This window comes from Porticoccaceae bacterium LTM1 (genome assembly GCA_030252795.1).
Classification (GTDB): Bacteria; Pseudomonadota; Gammaproteobacteria; order Pseudomonadales; family Porticoccaceae; genus SCSIO-12696.
In genome coordinates, this window is sequence record CP127080.1 from 713498 (window position 1) to 727110 (window position 13613).

Below are 13613 nucleotides of genomic sequence, written 5' to 3' on the forward strand. Positions count from 1 at the left end.
CGGGTGGGTGTTAGCCCAGCTTATCCTTAACCAGTTTGCTCACAGCGCCCATGTCGGCGCGACCTTGCACTTGCGGTTTAACCAGGCCCATCACTTTGCCCATATCGGCCATACCGCTCGCGCCAGTGCTGGAAACGGCGTCGCTGACGATCTGGTCCAGTTCGGCGTCGGTCAGGGCGGTGGGCAGGAACTCGCTGATGATTTCCAGCTCCAGTCGTTCTACCGCGGCCAGGTCTTCGCGGCCGGCTTCTTCATACTGGGAAAGCGAGTCGCGGCGCTGTTTGGTCATTTTGTCCAGCACAGCCAGGGTGCGGGCGTCATCCAGTTCGATGCGCTCATCCACTTCAATGCGTTTGATTTCGGCCTGAATCATGCGAATGGTGCCCAGGCGCTCTTTTTCTTTGTTGCGCATGGCATCTTTCATGGCGGCTTTGATTTGGTCTTTCAGGGATTCGCTCATGTTGCGTTGCCTTATTTGTCTCAACCTAAAAAGAAGCAGTTTACCTTTAACGGGTGAGCCCTGTCAGTGGTGTGCCCCGGCATTTTTTACGCAAACGCAAAAAGCGCCAGTGCATACGCACAGGCGCTCAGGATACAACAGCAGGGTAATGCTGGATGTTGCTTGTACTATGACCGCGAAGCGGTATTAGTACATGCGAACGAATTTGCGGTTTTCGCGCTGAACCTTCTTGGCGTGACGCTTAACAGCGGCTGCAGCTTTACGCTTGCGAGCCCAAGTTGGCTTTTCGAAGAACTCACGACGACGAACCTCGGCGAGGATGCCGGCTTTTTCACAAGAGCGCTTGAAGCGACGCAGGGCGATGTCAAAGGGCTCGTTTTCTTTAACGCGAACTGATGGCATGTAAACGTATCCTGTTGTATCAGTAATCTTTTTCGCACCTACCGGCTCAATGGCCACTTTGGGTGCACTGGTATTAGAGGGCGCGTATTCTAAACACAACCCTCGGTCATTGCAAAGCCTTTCTTGCTGTTACAATTTCCTGTCTGAATGAGTGTGGAATTACTGCTGTTCACACCTTTCTATAGTTAAATTGTGGCTCATTTGCGCTGGTTTTGCCTGCGACTGCCCTTTATCATCCTCATTTTTCCCCCAAATTACCGAGGTGTCCCCCAGATCATGCGCGTTTTAGGCATAGAAACCTCTTGTGACGAAACCGGTGTGGCGGTCTATGACAGTGTCAAAGGGCTGCTGGCACATCGACTGTACAGCCAGATTGAGGTGCATGCTGAATATGGTGGTGTAGTGCCCGAGCTGGCCTCCCGTGATCATGTACGTAAGATTCTGCCACTGATTCGCGAAGTATTGGCCGATGCCGACTGTGCCCAGGGGGATATAGACGGTATTGCCTATACCTCTGGTCCCGGGTTGATTGGAGCGCTGATGGTGGGTGCCTGTGTGGGCCGCTCACTGGCTTACGCCTGGGGTATTCCTGCCATTGGGGTGCACCATATGGAAGGCCACCTGCTGGCACCCATGCTGGAGGCGGAGCCGCCAAAGTTTCCTTTTGTGGCACTGCTGGTTTCAGGTGGGCATACCCAGTTGGTGGATGTGCTCGGAATCGGCGAGTACGAACTGTTGGGAGAATCGGTGGACGATGCGGCGGGCGAGGCATTTGATAAGGCTGCGAAAATGCTCGACCTGGACTATCCGGGCGGCCCGCAGATAGCCAAGCTGGCCGAGCGCGGCGACCCAAAGCGTTTTAAATTCCCTCGGCCGATGACGGATCGCCCCGGACTGGAATTCAGTTTCTCCGGGCTAAAAACCTATACCCTCAACACCATTGCCAGCCACAAGGGCGACGATGTGCTGCCGGATGAGCAGACCATGGCGGATATCGCCTGTGCCTTTCAGGAGGCTGTTGTGGATACCCTTGCCATTAAATGCCGCCGTGCGCTGGAGCAGACCGGCCATAAAACCCTGGTTATTGCCGGCGGGGTTTCCGCCAATGTGCGACTGCGGGAAAAACTGGAAAGCTCACTCGCCAAAATTGGCGGCAAGGTGTTTTACGCACGTCATGAGTTTTGTACCGATAACGGTGCGATGATTGCCTATGCCGGCTGCCAGCGTCTGGCGGCCGGGCAAAGTGACGGTTTGGCGGTAAATACCATGCCGCGTTGGCCGTTGGATACATTGTCGGCGATTGATTGAGTGGTGGTTGGTCGCACGTCGCACGTCTAACGTCGCACGCTTGGACCAAGCACCCGGTAGATAGATAATTTATTTATAAGAGATCCGTGCCAGTAGCAGCGAGTTGCGGGACGGAGCTCTGGCTGAGTTAACTGTGGTTTTAGCGTGCGACGTGCGACGTCAGACATGCGACCCAAAATCAAGGAATCCCATGGATATTGTTTACATTCGCGATTTGCGCATCGACACCATTATCGGCATCTACGATTGGGAGCGTGAGGTGCGCCAGACAGTGAGTCTGGACCTGGAGATGGCGTCGGATATTCGCAAGGCGGCGGCTACCGACGATATTCAATACGCGCTCAATTACAAGGCAGTGTCCAAGCGCCTGATTGCTTTTGTGGAAGGCAGTGAATTTTTACTGGTTGAAACCATGGCCGAGCAGATCGCCAATATTGTAATGACCGAATTTGATGTGCCCTGGCTGAAGCTGCGATTGAGCAAGCCGGGCGCGGTGCGCGGTGCTCGTGATGTAGGCCTGATTATTGAACGCGGCAGTCGCCAGGGGCTGTAATCATGTCGGCGGATGAAAAAGCGTTGGTATTTTTGAGTATTGGTAGCAATATCGACCGCCAACGCAATATTCAATCAGTACTGGATCAGTTGGCTGGGCATTTTGGTGAGCTGGTTATCTCTTCTGTTTACGAGAGTGAAGCGGTCGGTTTTGAGGGCGATCCCTTTTACAACCTGGTGGTTGGTATTCACACAGACCTTTCGGTTGGCGCACTGTTTGAGAGTCTGCGTGATCTGGAGTACAGCCATGGTCGCTGCCGCAGTGGTGCGAAATTCAGTTCGCGAACTCTTGATGTAGATATCCTCACTTACGACCAGCAGGTAGGGGATATCGATGGCGTAGCACTGCCAAGGGCCGAGATTTTGTACAACGCATTTGTATTGCAGCCATTGGCGGAGATTGCGCCGGAATTAAGCCATCCGGTGGAGAAAAAGACCTACCAGCAGCTGTGGAATGAATACGATAAAAACAAACAGAAGCTCTGGCCGGTGGACTTTGAGTGGTGTGGCGAGCTGATTTCCAGATGCTTGGGATAATTTAAGTTGGGTTGATGCTGCGCACGGCGCACCCTACGACAGTTGGTGGCAGAAGCCGCGCCCGCAATATTTGTACCTCTGGAGGCGGCTTCAGTTGCGACTTGTTTTAGAGCATTAATGATATAAAGAGCGCTATTTATCCAGAATCTCAAAGAAGATTGCACTGTTTGCATAGAAAGTCATTTCGCCAAACTTTAATGGCTCGTCATGACGAGTTTTAGAGGACTCTGAGCCCAGCATTCGGCTGCCTGTAAGAACAATTTCTTCCACTTCATCATATCTTCTTGCTCGATGTGAATCGTTATAGCTGTTAATTCCTACAACTTTTAATATGATGCCGAGCTCTTTTTCGTAGATGGCTTTTTTGCTCATGACGTCTGCAAGCGCCTCGGCTAATAGTTGACGCTTAATCTCGGCCTTATTGCTCAGCTCGTACTCGATTTTACCCAGTGATATTTCAGGGTGGATATCCACAAGTAACGCTACGGCTTCAAATTGAGAGGAGGTGGTGACCGATACTTTAATTGTATTGATGCTCGAAAAGCTGGATGGCCGGCTGGAAAAGATGCCAAATTCAGGGGAAGTAGAGAAGTTGTCTGTTTGAATGTCTTTCTGGGGTATTCCTGCCTGAGAGAGTGTGGTGATTACTTTTTGGCGAATTTCGGTATTTTCGGTAAGTGCTTGCTCCATTTTCTTTGCTTCTGTGCGAATTATTATCGCGATCTTCGCAATGTCTGATTCAACAGTTCGATCAGCATTACCATAGAGAGTAATCTTGGGGGTTTCCGGATAAAAGTGGTTTTTGAGTTCTTCCGGTGTGCCACGCATTTCGGTGGCGTAGCTGTTTATGGTGCAGATGATCAGAAATAGTGAGGTAATTATTTTCATGGCAAGCTCCGTTTGGCAGTGACTATTAGTGAGGTGACATTACCTCGAATAGTGACAGTTTCCAAGCGTAGCAGCGGTGAAGAAAGAACTCAGTGGACAAGATCGGTGGTGTGCGCGGCACACCCTACAGGTAAATAGGGGACCGCGGCTGAAACCGCTCCTGCAACAGTCTTATCTGTAAGGGCGACTTCAGCCGCGAACGATTAGTAAATCAGCAACTTTTACTGAACTTCAATTCGACGCTGAACTGGTGTTGGCTCTTTCCGTTTGGGAGCTGTCAGTTTCAAGACGCCATTTTCAAAAGTGGCACTGATATCCTCTTCATGGATGCCCTCGCCGAGGTTAAAGGTGCGCATAAACTTACCGTAACGTCTTTCGCTGCGAATGACGCGACCTTTGTCTTCCTCTTTTTCCTCCTGGGAGGTTTCGGCTTCCAGAGTGAGGATGCCTTGCTCCAGAGTGATGTGAATATCTTCTTTTTTTACGCCCGGTAATTCAGCGCTGATTTCGTAGTGGTCGTCCTGTTCATGAACGTCTACGCGCGGTGAAAAGAACGTGTTTGACTGATCGGTCTGGCGGCGCGATGGCGACCAAAAGTGCTCAAAAAACTTGTCCAGATCGAAAAAGTCGTCTCTAGGAACCAATGTCATAATTACACCTCCTGTTAGGTCGAAGACATAACGATTCATTGCTTTGCACTAAATAAATAGGTGTGATTAAAGCAATTTCAAGGGGGTGAAAAGTGACCAGATTTGTGTGTTTGATCTCGATCAAACGCAGTTGATTTTGACGTAATTGAAGGGAACTTTTAGCAGCTTCGCCCACCATCCACGGAAATGACCTGGCCTGTTATATAGCTGGCAGAGCGAGCCAGAAATCGGACGGCTTGAGCGATATCTTCCGGCGAGCCGGGTCGGTTTAATGGCACTTTAGCGAGGATTTTTTGTTTTTGCTGCTCGGTTAATTCGGCAGCATTTTCTGGCCACATAATGGCGCCGGGAGCAATGCCATTCACACGAACATCTGGAGCCAGTTCCTTTGCAAGAGTTTTGGTCATCATGCGGTTGCCAGCTTTGGCAATACAGTAAATTGAGTGTTCAGCCAACGGCTGATCGCCATGAATATCTGCAATATTAATGATGCATCCGCGATGTTCGCGAAGTGGTTCGGCCAGCGCCTGGCAGAGGAAAAAGGGGCCTTTTAAGTTGCTGCCAATCAGGTTGTCCCACTGTTCGAGATTCGCTTCGCGAAGAGGCGTAGGGTAGAAGCTTGAGGCGTTGTTCACCAGCAGGTCGAGTCGCTGCCATTGATTTTTGCTGGCATCAGCCAGTTGTTGAACAGAGGAAATATCGGTGAGATCCGCCTGCAATGTCGCCACGGAATTGGTCCGTACCGCATTTAACTTTTTCGCCAGAGCATTTGCTTCACTGGCTGATCCCCGATAATGAAGAATCAGGTTGTAACCATCACGATGCAGGGTTTCTGCAATGCATGCGCCAATACGACGTGCTGCACCGGTAATCAGCGCCACGGGTGAATCAGTTTGAGGATTCATGCTGCTCCTTGGCGGTTGCGATCATCTCCAGACGGCGTTGATCAAGTGCTTCGCCAATGGCGGCACCTTGAAGGCCTTGTTCAATAAATTCGGCGGCACTGATGGTGCCAATCTTTTGGAATAACTCGTGCAGCCATTTGCCGCTTGGGTACGCCCGATCCTCAAGACCGGTTCTACCGCGGGCATCCGCTTCGCAGCACAGCACAAAGTCCCTGACCAAATCCGGACGGCGGAAAGCGTCGAGGTTTTTTGCCAGTTTTAACAGGGTGGCGGGGCGCAACAAGAGTGCTTTGTGGCACAACAGGTGATAGTTCGTCACTTTTACCGCCAGTTCTCGATGACGATTAGGCACTTTTATGCGATCACAGAGTGCTTCCACCAGTGGTACGCCGCGGGACTCATGGTCTATATGGCGAGGCAGGACATCGCTGGGGGTAGTTGCCTTGCCGAGATCGTGTACCAGTACCGCAAAGCGAATTGCGGTGTCATCTGTCAGTTTGGCGGCCTGCTGAAGACTCATCAAGGTATGAATACCGGTATCCACTTCGGGGTGGTAATCGGCGCGCTGTGGCACGCCAAACAGGGCGTCCACTTCCGGGAAAATTACCGGCAGGGCGCCGCAGTCGCGAAGTACCTGAATGTAAATGTGTGGCGAGCGTTCGCCCAATGCACGCTCGGTCTCTTTCCATATTCGCTCAGCGGTGAGGGCCTGAAGTTCATTGCCTGCTGACAGCTGTTGCATCAAGGCCAGAGTCTCAGGGGCGACGGTAAACCCTAAATGGTGGTAACGGGCGGCAAAACGAGCCACCCGCAATACCCGCAGTGGGTCTTCAGCAAAAGCGTCGGAGACGTGCCGCAGGATTTTATTGTCGATATCCCGCTTGCCGTTATAAGGGTCCACCAGGTTGCCGTTTTCGTCTTCTGCAATGGCATTGATGGTCAGGTCGCGACGCTCCAGATCGTCTTCCAGTGTGACGTCGGGAGCTGCGTGGAAATGAAAACCGGTATAGCCGGGGGCCGTTTTTCGCTCGGTACGAGCCAGGGCATATTCTTCACCGGTTTTCGGATGCAGAAATACAGGAAAGTCATTGCCGACCGGTTTAAAGCCTTGTTCCAGTAGCTCTTCCGGCGTGCCGCCAACAACCACCCAGTCCCTTTCGTGAAAGGGGTAGCCCAATAATTTATCGCGAACCGCGCCGCCTACCAGGTAGATTTTCATGGTTGTTATTCTACGAGCAGTTGTTGAAAGGCGAAACCCGTAGTCCACAAAATGTTTTGACAACTGAAAATGATCTCGCCATATTTTGCTAAATCGCTAAGGAGAGGTAGGTAAAATGATAAGAGCAGGATGTATTTCTTTGTTGATTGTGATGCTGTCTGGTTGTGGAATTATCGGGCAGCAAAAATATCAAAGCGCCAGCCTGGTGGACTATCTGTACCCTGATAAAAACGCACCACTCATCGAGCCTTCAATACCGACATTAAAAGTTCCCACCCGAGTCGGCATCGCCTTTGTCCCGGGCAATCGACACAATGGTTTAACCGAGCAAAGTAAAAACCAGATATTGAAACAGGTGTCTGAGCATTTTTCCGAGTACAAGTTTGTAGATCGAATTGAGGAGATACCGTCTGCTTATATTAGACCCGGTGGCGGCTTTGAGAACCTCGATCAACTTCGGCGTTTATTTGGGATCGACTTGATTGCACTTGTTTCTTACGACCAGCATCAATTTACAGATGAAGGGTTTGCCAGCCTGACTTATTGGACCATCGTCGGTGCTTATGTGGTTCCAGGTGAAAAGAACAGTACTCATACCCTGATGGACACAGTGGTTTACGACATAAACAGTCGAAGCCTGTTATTTCGCGCGCCGGGAGTAAGTCAGGTAAAAAGCAGTTCGACACTGGTGAACCTGTCTGAACAACAACGACTGGATAGTGGCGAGGGCTTTGACATTGCCAGTAAAGATATGATCCTTAGTCTGGATAAAGAGCTTTCTGAGTTCCGTGAGCGAATCAAGCAGCAACCAGAAGATGTGAAGGTGGAATACCGCTCCGGCTATTCTGGCGGTGGCAGTATGGATCTCGGTTGGATAGCTCTGCTGCTAATAATTGGAGTTGCAGGGATTCGTGCCAAGCGCAGCCAATAAATACGGACGCAAGCAGCTCTATATAGGGCTCTGTGTTTTAGCTGGATCTTTGATTTGCTGGCTGCTCGGGCTGGAAGGGTGGTTGCTGTTTGATCGGGAGCTGATTGGTGACGGTCAATGGTACCGGCTGGTTACGGGCCATTTGGCGCATTTTAGCGATATGCATTTGTGGGCCAATGTAGCTGTATTTTGTGTGGCTTTGCTATTTTGCTATCGACTGGGTGACCATCATTTTGGCTGGGTAGTGCTGTTATCGATGGTAGTGATCACTGCGATGTTGTGGTTTTTTCAGTCAAAGTTGCAGGTTTATGGTGGGTTGTCGGGTGTGGTCAGTGCACTGGTTGGCTGGCTTGCCGTCTGCCTGGTTCGATTACCGCATACTGTACTGGTGGGCTGGCTGCTACTGTCATCGCTGATCATAAAAATAGGCTTGGAGCTGTTTCTGGAGTCAGCTCGCAGTCCATTTTTGCCTGAGGGGGTTGATTCAGTGCCAGCGGCTCATGCAGCTGGCTTAATTGCGGCGGTGATTTATTTTTTCGGCTTGTGGGTTTGTCGCAGGGTTTCTATTCCAATTAGTGTCGACAGTCCCTGAGACTCATGTTACTCAATAGAGGTATCGCAGATGTTGAGTCTGCGATACCTCACAGAAATCAAACAGCGACTTTCTGTTTTTCCGGTTTTGCTTCCATCGCATCCAGCTGATCGATGTAGTCTTCAGCATCGCTGGATTGTTCTTCCTCAAGTGCCTGTTGCTGTGCCTTCTCAAGAGCTTGAGCCACTTCCTCTTCCGTGGTTTTGAAGAAGCCGACAATTGTGTTGAGTTGCTCCATGCGCTCGGTTATCTGGCTGGCGGTGGCGTTCAGCTCTTCCGAGGCACTGGCGTTTTGCTGGGTAACCTGGTCGATGCTGTTCATCATTTCGCTGATCTGGTGAACGCCGGTTGACTGTTCGTTGGATGAGCAGCTGATGTCCTGAACCAGGTCGGCGGTTTTGTTGATTCCAGGAATGATGCTCTCCAGCAATCGGCCTGCATTGCCAGCCACCTTGGTACTGGTTTTGGCTACTTCGCCAATTTCCTGGGCGGCGACGCGGCTGCGGTCGGCCAGCTTTTGCACTTCCGAAGCGACTACGGCGAAGCCTTTGCCGTGCTCTCCGGCACGCGCGGCTTCGATAGCGGCGTTGAGAGCCAGCAGGTTGGTCTTGTAGGCAATGTCGTCAATCACGCCGATTTTCTCGGCGATGATTTGCATTGTGCGTACTGTTTCTGCAACCGCTTCCCCGCCTTCGTGAGCATCGCGGGCGGCTTGGGTGGCTATGTCTTCGGTGGTGCGGGCGTGTTCGGCATTCTGCTCGATGGAGCTGCTCATCTGCTCCAGTGCGGCGGAGGTTTGCTCCACAGAGGAGGCCTGCTGGCTGGCAGCGCCAGAGAGATTAAATGCGGTCTGACTGACCTCGTTGGAAGCAGCCACAAGAGTGGTGCTGCTGTCTTTTACTTCATTGATGACGTTCTGGATGCGATCCAAAAAGCCATTGATGGCGCGGGATGTATCGCCCAGTTCATCTTTGCCAAAATCCGGAATGCGCTTGGTGAGGTCGCCATCACCGGCACGGAGATCTTCTGCGGCGACCCGCATGGCTTCAACCGGCTTGATAATGGTGCGCGCCGCAATCAACATCAGTGAGGTCAGTACCACGGCTAAAATTACCAGTGCGCCGTAGAACAGCAGGCCGATCATTTTTGCGGTGCTGGCGGCTTCTTCAGTCAATTGTGCTTTCAGTTCGATGGTCACGTTGCGCATGTTGTCGAGAATCGGGGTGACCTGCGCGAAGGACTGTTCCATGCTGGCCAGTTCGCGCTGCACTGCCTTCATACCGTTGGTCATGGCAATAAACGCGGTGTGGTAATTGTTCATGTTCTCGCGAATGGTAGCCTTGGTGGCGGGTTTGATATTGGCCTGCTTGAGCAGTTGTTCAAACTCGCCTTTGCGCTTGGCCATGCGATCAATGTATTTGTCGTCAATGCGTGCAAGGTAGTCTTTTTCGTGACGGCGCATCATGAGCATCTTAACCATTAGCTCCGCGTCATCCACTTTTTCCAGACTTTTCTCTACAGCGTGAACCGAATCGCGAAGCTCGCCCAGCAGTCCCGAGTTTTCATCCAGACCCAACCGGACTTTGCGGTTTGCCACCATGTCAAAAGAGAGTTGGTACATGTCGATGCTGTTTTTAATGTCGGTAGCGAGTTGACGCTCCTGTTCGCTCTCTGCGAGGTGGCTCAGGGAGCGAATGGCTGTATAAAGCTTCTCCATTGCAGCTTTGTGAGCGTCTACATAGGCGGTGTCATTTTTGAGTAGAAATTGACCCTCAAGCTGCATGGTTTTGTTGCTGGCAACTTCGATTTCGCGGGTGACTTCAATCAACTTGTTTTTGTCAGCACTGCTCTCGTTGCTCTGTTGGCGTAAGTAGTCACTGAAATAGTAGACCGTGGCAATCATTAGCAAGCCAACAATTAACAGGGCGGCAATGGCGGTCATCTTTTGCGTGATTTTGAGGTTTCGAAAAAGCGACATGATATGGGTAACTCTCGTCAGAATTGGATTGCTTGCACAATTGCTATTCAAAAAACGGGTAAGTATTCCACCGAAATGTTTCGGTTAGATTGCCGCCAGATAAAGCAATTATTTACGGCAGTTTTTGCGAGTAATCTTATGGGTCGCTCTTATATCGGACACTGTCACCAGAACTTTAGGTTTTTTGGGGCAAAAAAATACCCGCCTGGTTTGGCGGGTATTTTGGGAGGAGTTGAAACGCTTATCTCAGGCTTGAGTTAATAGCAGCCAGAACGTTGGAGCCTGGACACAACTCTGTCTCGTTGAGATCGCGCAGCGGACGTTTCACTGTACCAATTGTCTCGTGGAACTCCATACTGTGTTTGTCCATGTACAGCAGTCCGGTGAGAATCTCATCCCGTGCCTTGAACTCCTGGATGGCGTTCAGGGCTGCGTTGCGGTCGAACACATTGAGGTCTTTGTCCGCCTTGGAAAGATGAATCACCGAGCCGTCGTGCATCGTCAGTTCCTGAGTAGCGCCGGCCGCATAGCTGGTCGTGATCTCCTCTTCCATTGGTACAAAGTCCACAACACCGGCCTCTTTAACATGCTCGCGCACAAAGTCGTAACTCTTGGTGGAGTTGGGGGTGTTGTTGAAGGTCACGCAGGGTGAAATCACATCAATAAATGCGAAACCATTGTGCGCTATGGCCGCTTTGATCAGTGGAACCAATTGCTGCTTGTCGCCGGAAAAGCTACGAGCCACAAAAGTGGCGCCAAGTTGCAGTGCCATTGAGCAAAGATCGATCGGGTCGAACGGGTTGGGTACGCCTTTCTTGCTGGCAGAGCCGACATCGGCGGTTGCAGAGTCCTGACCTTTGGTAAGGCCGTAACAACCGTTGTTCTCAACGATATAGAGCATATTCAGGTTGCGGCGCACTACGTGGGCGAACTGGCCAAAACCAATAGAAGCGGTGTCGCCGTCGCCAGATACCCCAATATAGATCAGCTCGCGGTTGGCAACGTTGGCACCGGTGGCAACCGATGGCATACGGCCGTGTACGGAGTTAAATCCGTGCGAGTTACCCAGGAAGTAGGTCGGCGTTTTGGAGGAGCAGCCGATGCCGGAAATTTTGGCAACGCGATGTGGCTCTATCGACATCTCGTAGCAGGACTGCACGATGGCGGCACTGATGGAGTCGTGACCACAGCCGGCACACAGTGTAGACAGAGAGCCTTCATACTGGCGCTTGGTGTAGCCCAGTGCGTTGGTCGGTTGCTCCGGGTGGCGAAAATTGGGTCTGCGGTAAGTCATGCTTTCACCTCCTGGTTGGAGCGAATCGGAGAGACGTTATCGATTTTCAGTGCAGCGCGTATGGCGGCGGCAATGTCCCGCGCCGAGATGGGCATCCCATCGTAATGCAGCACAGGTGTCAGTTTGCCCGGATTAATTTCACACTCGTTGATTAGCAGTGAGCGCAATTGGCCGTCGCGGTTTTGTTCAATCACAAACACTTGCTCGTGATTGGCAATAAATTGCTCAATTTCATGGTTGAACGGGAAAGCGCGAACACGCAGGGCATCCAGGGGCAGGCCTTCGGCGGCAAGCATATCGCGTGCTTCCAAAGAAGCATCGGCACTGGTGCCAAAGAACAGTATGCCGATATCGGATTTCTGTTCGCCGTAAATCTCTGGGCCTGGAACGTATTTCTTCGCGGTCTGCCATTTCTTCTGCAGGCGCTTCATGTTGTGTACATAGTGCTCTGGACGTTCGGTGTAGATGGCATCTTCATCGCGAGAGGTACCGCGAGTAAAGAAAGCACCCTTGGTGGGGTGAGTGCCCGGGTAGGTGCGGTAGCAAACGCCGTCATCATCAATATCGCGGTAGCGGCCAACAGGTTTTTCGGAGCTGTCGAGTTGATCGCGATTGAGTACTTTACCGCGGTCGTAAACACGACTGTCATCCCACTCCAGGGGGTCGGACATATTGTCGTTCATGCCAAGGTCGAGGTCGCTGAGAATAATGATCGGGGTTTGCAGATGCTCCGCCAGGTCAAAACTCTGGGCGCTCATCTCGAAACACTCTTTTGGTGTTGCCGGGAACAGCAGCACCTGCTTGGTATCACCGTGCGAGGCGTACGCTGCGGAAATAACGTCGGATTGCTGGGTGCGGGTCGGCATACCGGTAGATGGGCCAGCGCGCTGGATATCAAACAATACTGCAGGTACTTCGGCGAAGTAGGCCAGACCGAGAAACTCTGACATCAGTGAAACGCCGGGACCGGAAGTGGCGGTGAAAGAGCGTGCACCATTCCAGCTTGCTCCGATAACCATACCGATGGCGGCCAGCTCGTCCTCTGCCTGAACAATGGCAAATTTGTTGTCGCCGCTACCTGGGTCAATGCGCAGACGCTTGGCGTATTTTTCATACGACTCCACAGCAGAGGTGGACGGGGTGATCGGATACCAGGCTGCAACAGTAGCACCGCCGTAGACAGCACCAAGACCGAGTGCGTCATTACCCTCCATGAGGATTTTGTTATCAGTGAGGTCGCGACGTTCAACACGAATACCCAGTGGACACTCGAAGTTTTCTTTGGCGTACTGATGACCCAGTTCCAGTGCATGGATGTTGGGAGCAATCAGTTTTTCCTTGCCTTTGAACTGGTCGCCTACCAGGCCGGTCAATACGCTGAACTCGATATCCAGCAGTGCAGCCAGTGCACCCACATAAATAATGTTCTTGAACAGCTGACGTTTGCGTGGATCGTTGTATTCACGCAGGCAAATCGCTGTCAGCGGCAAGCCGATGTAGTGAATGTCATCACGCTGAACTCGAATGTCCAGTGGCTTGGTGTTGTCGTAAATAAAGTAGCCACCCGGTTCCAGGGAGTCGATGTCCTGCTTCAGGCTCTGCGGGTTGACGCCCACCATAATATCGACGCCGCCACGGCGACCGAGGTAGCCTTTTTCACTAACGCGGACTTCGTACCAGGTCGGCAAGCCCTGGATGTTGGACGGAAACACGTTCTTCGGGCTGATCGGCAGTCCCATGCGAAACAGTGCTTTGGCAAACATACCGTTGGCACTGGCCGAGCCGGTGCCATTGACATTGGCAAAGCGAATTACGAAATCGTTTATTGCGGATATCTTGGGCTTGGTCATGAGCTGTAATTCTGATGGTTGTTTGTGAGCGGTCGCACGTCGCACAT

At 51.7% G+C, this 13613-nt stretch carries 14 protein-coding genes; 5 read left to right on the top strand and 9 right to left on the bottom strand.

Annotated elements, in window-relative coordinates:
• Nucleotides 1-10: 10 nt before the first annotated feature.
• Both QP938_03255 and rpsU read right to left on the bottom strand, forming a co-directional pair.
• Complete coding sequence (locus QP938_03255; GenBank protein ID WIO74934.1) at nt 11-460, bottom strand: GatB/YqeY domain-containing protein; 450 nt, start codon at nt 458-460, stop codon at nt 11-13.
• Between the two features lie 186 nt (nt 461-646).
• Entirely contained in the window at nt 647-862 is a 216-nt protein-coding gene (rpsU, locus tag QP938_03260; protein WIO74935.1) for a 30S ribosomal protein S21, read from the bottom strand.
• Between the two features lie 276 nt (nt 863-1138).
• Between rpsU and tsaD the strand changes: the two genes are divergently transcribed.
• From tsaD to folK, 3 genes are all read left to right on the top strand, one after another.
• Nucleotides 1139-2170 carry a tRNA (adenosine(37)-N6)-threonylcarbamoyltransferase complex transferase subunit TsaD gene (gene tsaD, locus QP938_03265; protein ID WIO74936.1) on the top strand — a complete coding sequence of 344 codons (1032 nt, stop codon included), beginning with the start codon at nt 1139-1141 and terminating at the stop codon, nt 2168-2170.
• Nucleotides 2171-2360: 190 nt separating this feature from the next.
• On the top strand, nt 2361-2723 hold the full coding sequence (gene folB, locus QP938_03270) for a dihydroneopterin aldolase (protein ID WIO74937.1): 363 nt from the start codon (nt 2361-2363) through the stop codon (nt 2721-2723).
• Nucleotides 2724-2725: 2 nt separating this feature from the next.
• The gene (gene folK / locus QP938_03275) at nt 2726-3259 is read left to right on the top strand and encodes a 2-amino-4-hydroxy-6-hydroxymethyldihydropteridine diphosphokinase (GenBank protein ID WIO74938.1); all 534 of its coding nucleotides are present in this window, start codon (nt 2726-2728) and stop codon (nt 3257-3259) included.
• A gap of 132 nt (nt 3260-3391) precedes the next feature.
• On the opposite strand, the gene QP938_03280 is transcribed toward folK, so the two are convergent.
• The 4 genes from QP938_03280 to QP938_03295 form a co-directional block, all read right to left on the bottom strand.
• Entirely contained in the window at nt 3392-4147 is a 756-nt protein-coding gene (locus tag QP938_03280; GenBank protein WIO74939.1) for an SIMPL domain-containing protein, read from the bottom strand.
• Nucleotides 4148-4368: 221 nt separating this feature from the next.
• Nucleotides 4369-4797 (bottom strand): Hsp20/alpha crystallin family protein, encoded by a 429-nt coding sequence (locus QP938_03285; GenBank protein WIO74940.1) that lies wholly within the window; start codon nt 4795-4797, stop codon nt 4369-4371.
• Nucleotides 4798-4955: 158 nt separating this feature from the next.
• Complete coding sequence (locus QP938_03290; protein WIO74941.1) at nt 4956-5702, bottom strand: pteridine reductase; 747 nt, start codon at nt 5700-5702, stop codon at nt 4956-4958.
• Nucleotides 5686-6921 carry a multifunctional CCA addition/repair protein gene (locus QP938_03295; GenBank protein WIO74942.1) on the bottom strand — a complete coding sequence of 412 codons (1236 nt, stop codon included), beginning with the start codon at nt 6919-6921 and terminating at the stop codon, nt 5686-5688. The genes QP938_03290 and QP938_03295 overlap by 17 nt, the downstream gene beginning before the upstream one ends.
• 115 nt (nt 6922-7036) lie before the next feature.
• On the opposite strand from QP938_03295, the gene rhlP reads away from it, so the two are divergent.
• Together rhlP and rrtA are read left to right on the top strand one after the other, a co-directional pair.
• A complete protein-coding gene (gene rhlP / locus QP938_03300) occupies nt 7037-7852 on the top strand; it encodes a rhombotarget lipoprotein (GenBank protein ID WIO74943.1) in 816 nt (271 codons plus the stop codon).
• Nucleotides 7833-8444, top strand: a complete 612-nt coding sequence (rrtA, locus tag QP938_03305; GenBank protein WIO74944.1) for a rhombosortase — start codon at nt 7833-7835, stop codon at nt 8442-8444. The genes rhlP and rrtA overlap by 20 nt, the downstream gene beginning before the upstream one ends.
• 58 nt (nt 8445-8502) lie before the next feature.
• Here the strand turns inward: rrtA and QP938_03310 are convergent, their stop codons facing one another.
• From QP938_03310 to QP938_03320, 3 genes are all read right to left on the bottom strand, one after another.
• On the bottom strand, nt 8503-10422 hold the full coding sequence (locus QP938_03310) for a methyl-accepting chemotaxis protein (protein WIO74945.1): 1920 nt from the start codon (nt 10420-10422) through the stop codon (nt 8503-8505).
• Between the two features lie 241 nt (nt 10423-10663).
• Nucleotides 10664-11716: a 2-oxoacid:ferredoxin oxidoreductase subunit beta gene (locus QP938_03315; protein WIO74946.1), complete on the bottom strand. Its 1053-nt coding sequence runs from the start codon at nt 11714-11716 to the stop codon at nt 10664-10666.
• Complete coding sequence (locus QP938_03320) at nt 11713-13566, bottom strand: 2-oxoacid:acceptor oxidoreductase subunit alpha (protein ID WIO74947.1); 1854 nt, start codon at nt 13564-13566, stop codon at nt 11713-11715. Before QP938_03320 ends, QP938_03315 begins: the two co-directional genes overlap by 4 nt.
• Nucleotides 13567-13613 lie beyond the last annotated feature (47 nt).

Bases quoted from the DNA above. Each gene is read 5' to 3' on its own strand.
- folK (WIO74938.1), top strand. From the start codon at position 2,726: ATGTCGGCGGATGAAAAAGCGTTGGTATTTTTGAGTATTGGTAGCAAT.
- QP938_03255 (WIO74934.1), bottom strand. From the start codon at position 460: ATGAGCGAATCCCTGAAAGACCAAATCAAAGCCGCCATGAAAGATGCC.
- folB (WIO74937.1), top strand. From the start codon at position 2,361: ATGGATATTGTTTACATTCGCGATTTGCGCATCGACACCATTATCGGC.
- rhlP (WIO74943.1), top strand. From the start codon at position 7,037: ATGATAAGAGCAGGATGTATTTCTTTGTTGATTGTGATGCTGTCTGGT.
- QP938_03320 (WIO74947.1), bottom strand. From the start codon at position 13,566: ATGACCAAGCCCAAGATATCCGCAATAAACGATTTCGTAATTCGCTTT.
- QP938_03280 (WIO74939.1), bottom strand. From the start codon at position 4,147: ATGAAAATAATTACCTCACTATTTCTGATCATCTGCACCATAAACAGC.
- QP938_03290 (WIO74941.1), bottom strand. From the start codon at position 5,702: ATGAATCCTCAAACTGATTCACCCGTGGCGCTGATTACCGGTGCAGCA.
- QP938_03310 (WIO74945.1), bottom strand. From the start codon at position 10,422: ATGTCGCTTTTTCGAAACCTCAAAATCACGCAAAAGATGACCGCCATT.
- tsaD (WIO74936.1), top strand. From the start codon at position 1,139: ATGCGCGTTTTAGGCATAGAAACCTCTTGTGACGAAACCGGTGTGGCG.
- QP938_03295 (WIO74942.1), bottom strand. From the start codon at position 6,921: ATGAAAATCTACCTGGTAGGCGGCGCGGTTCGCGATAAATTATTGGGC.
- rpsU (WIO74935.1), bottom strand. From the start codon at position 862: ATGCCATCAGTTCGCGTTAAAGAAAACGAGCCCTTTGACATCGCCCTG.
- QP938_03315 (WIO74946.1), bottom strand. From the start codon at position 11,716: ATGACTTACCGCAGACCCAATTTTCGCCACCCGGAGCAACCGACCAAC.
- QP938_03285 (WIO74940.1), bottom strand. From the start codon at position 4,797: ATGACATTGGTTCCTAGAGACGACTTTTTCGATCTGGACAAGTTTTTT.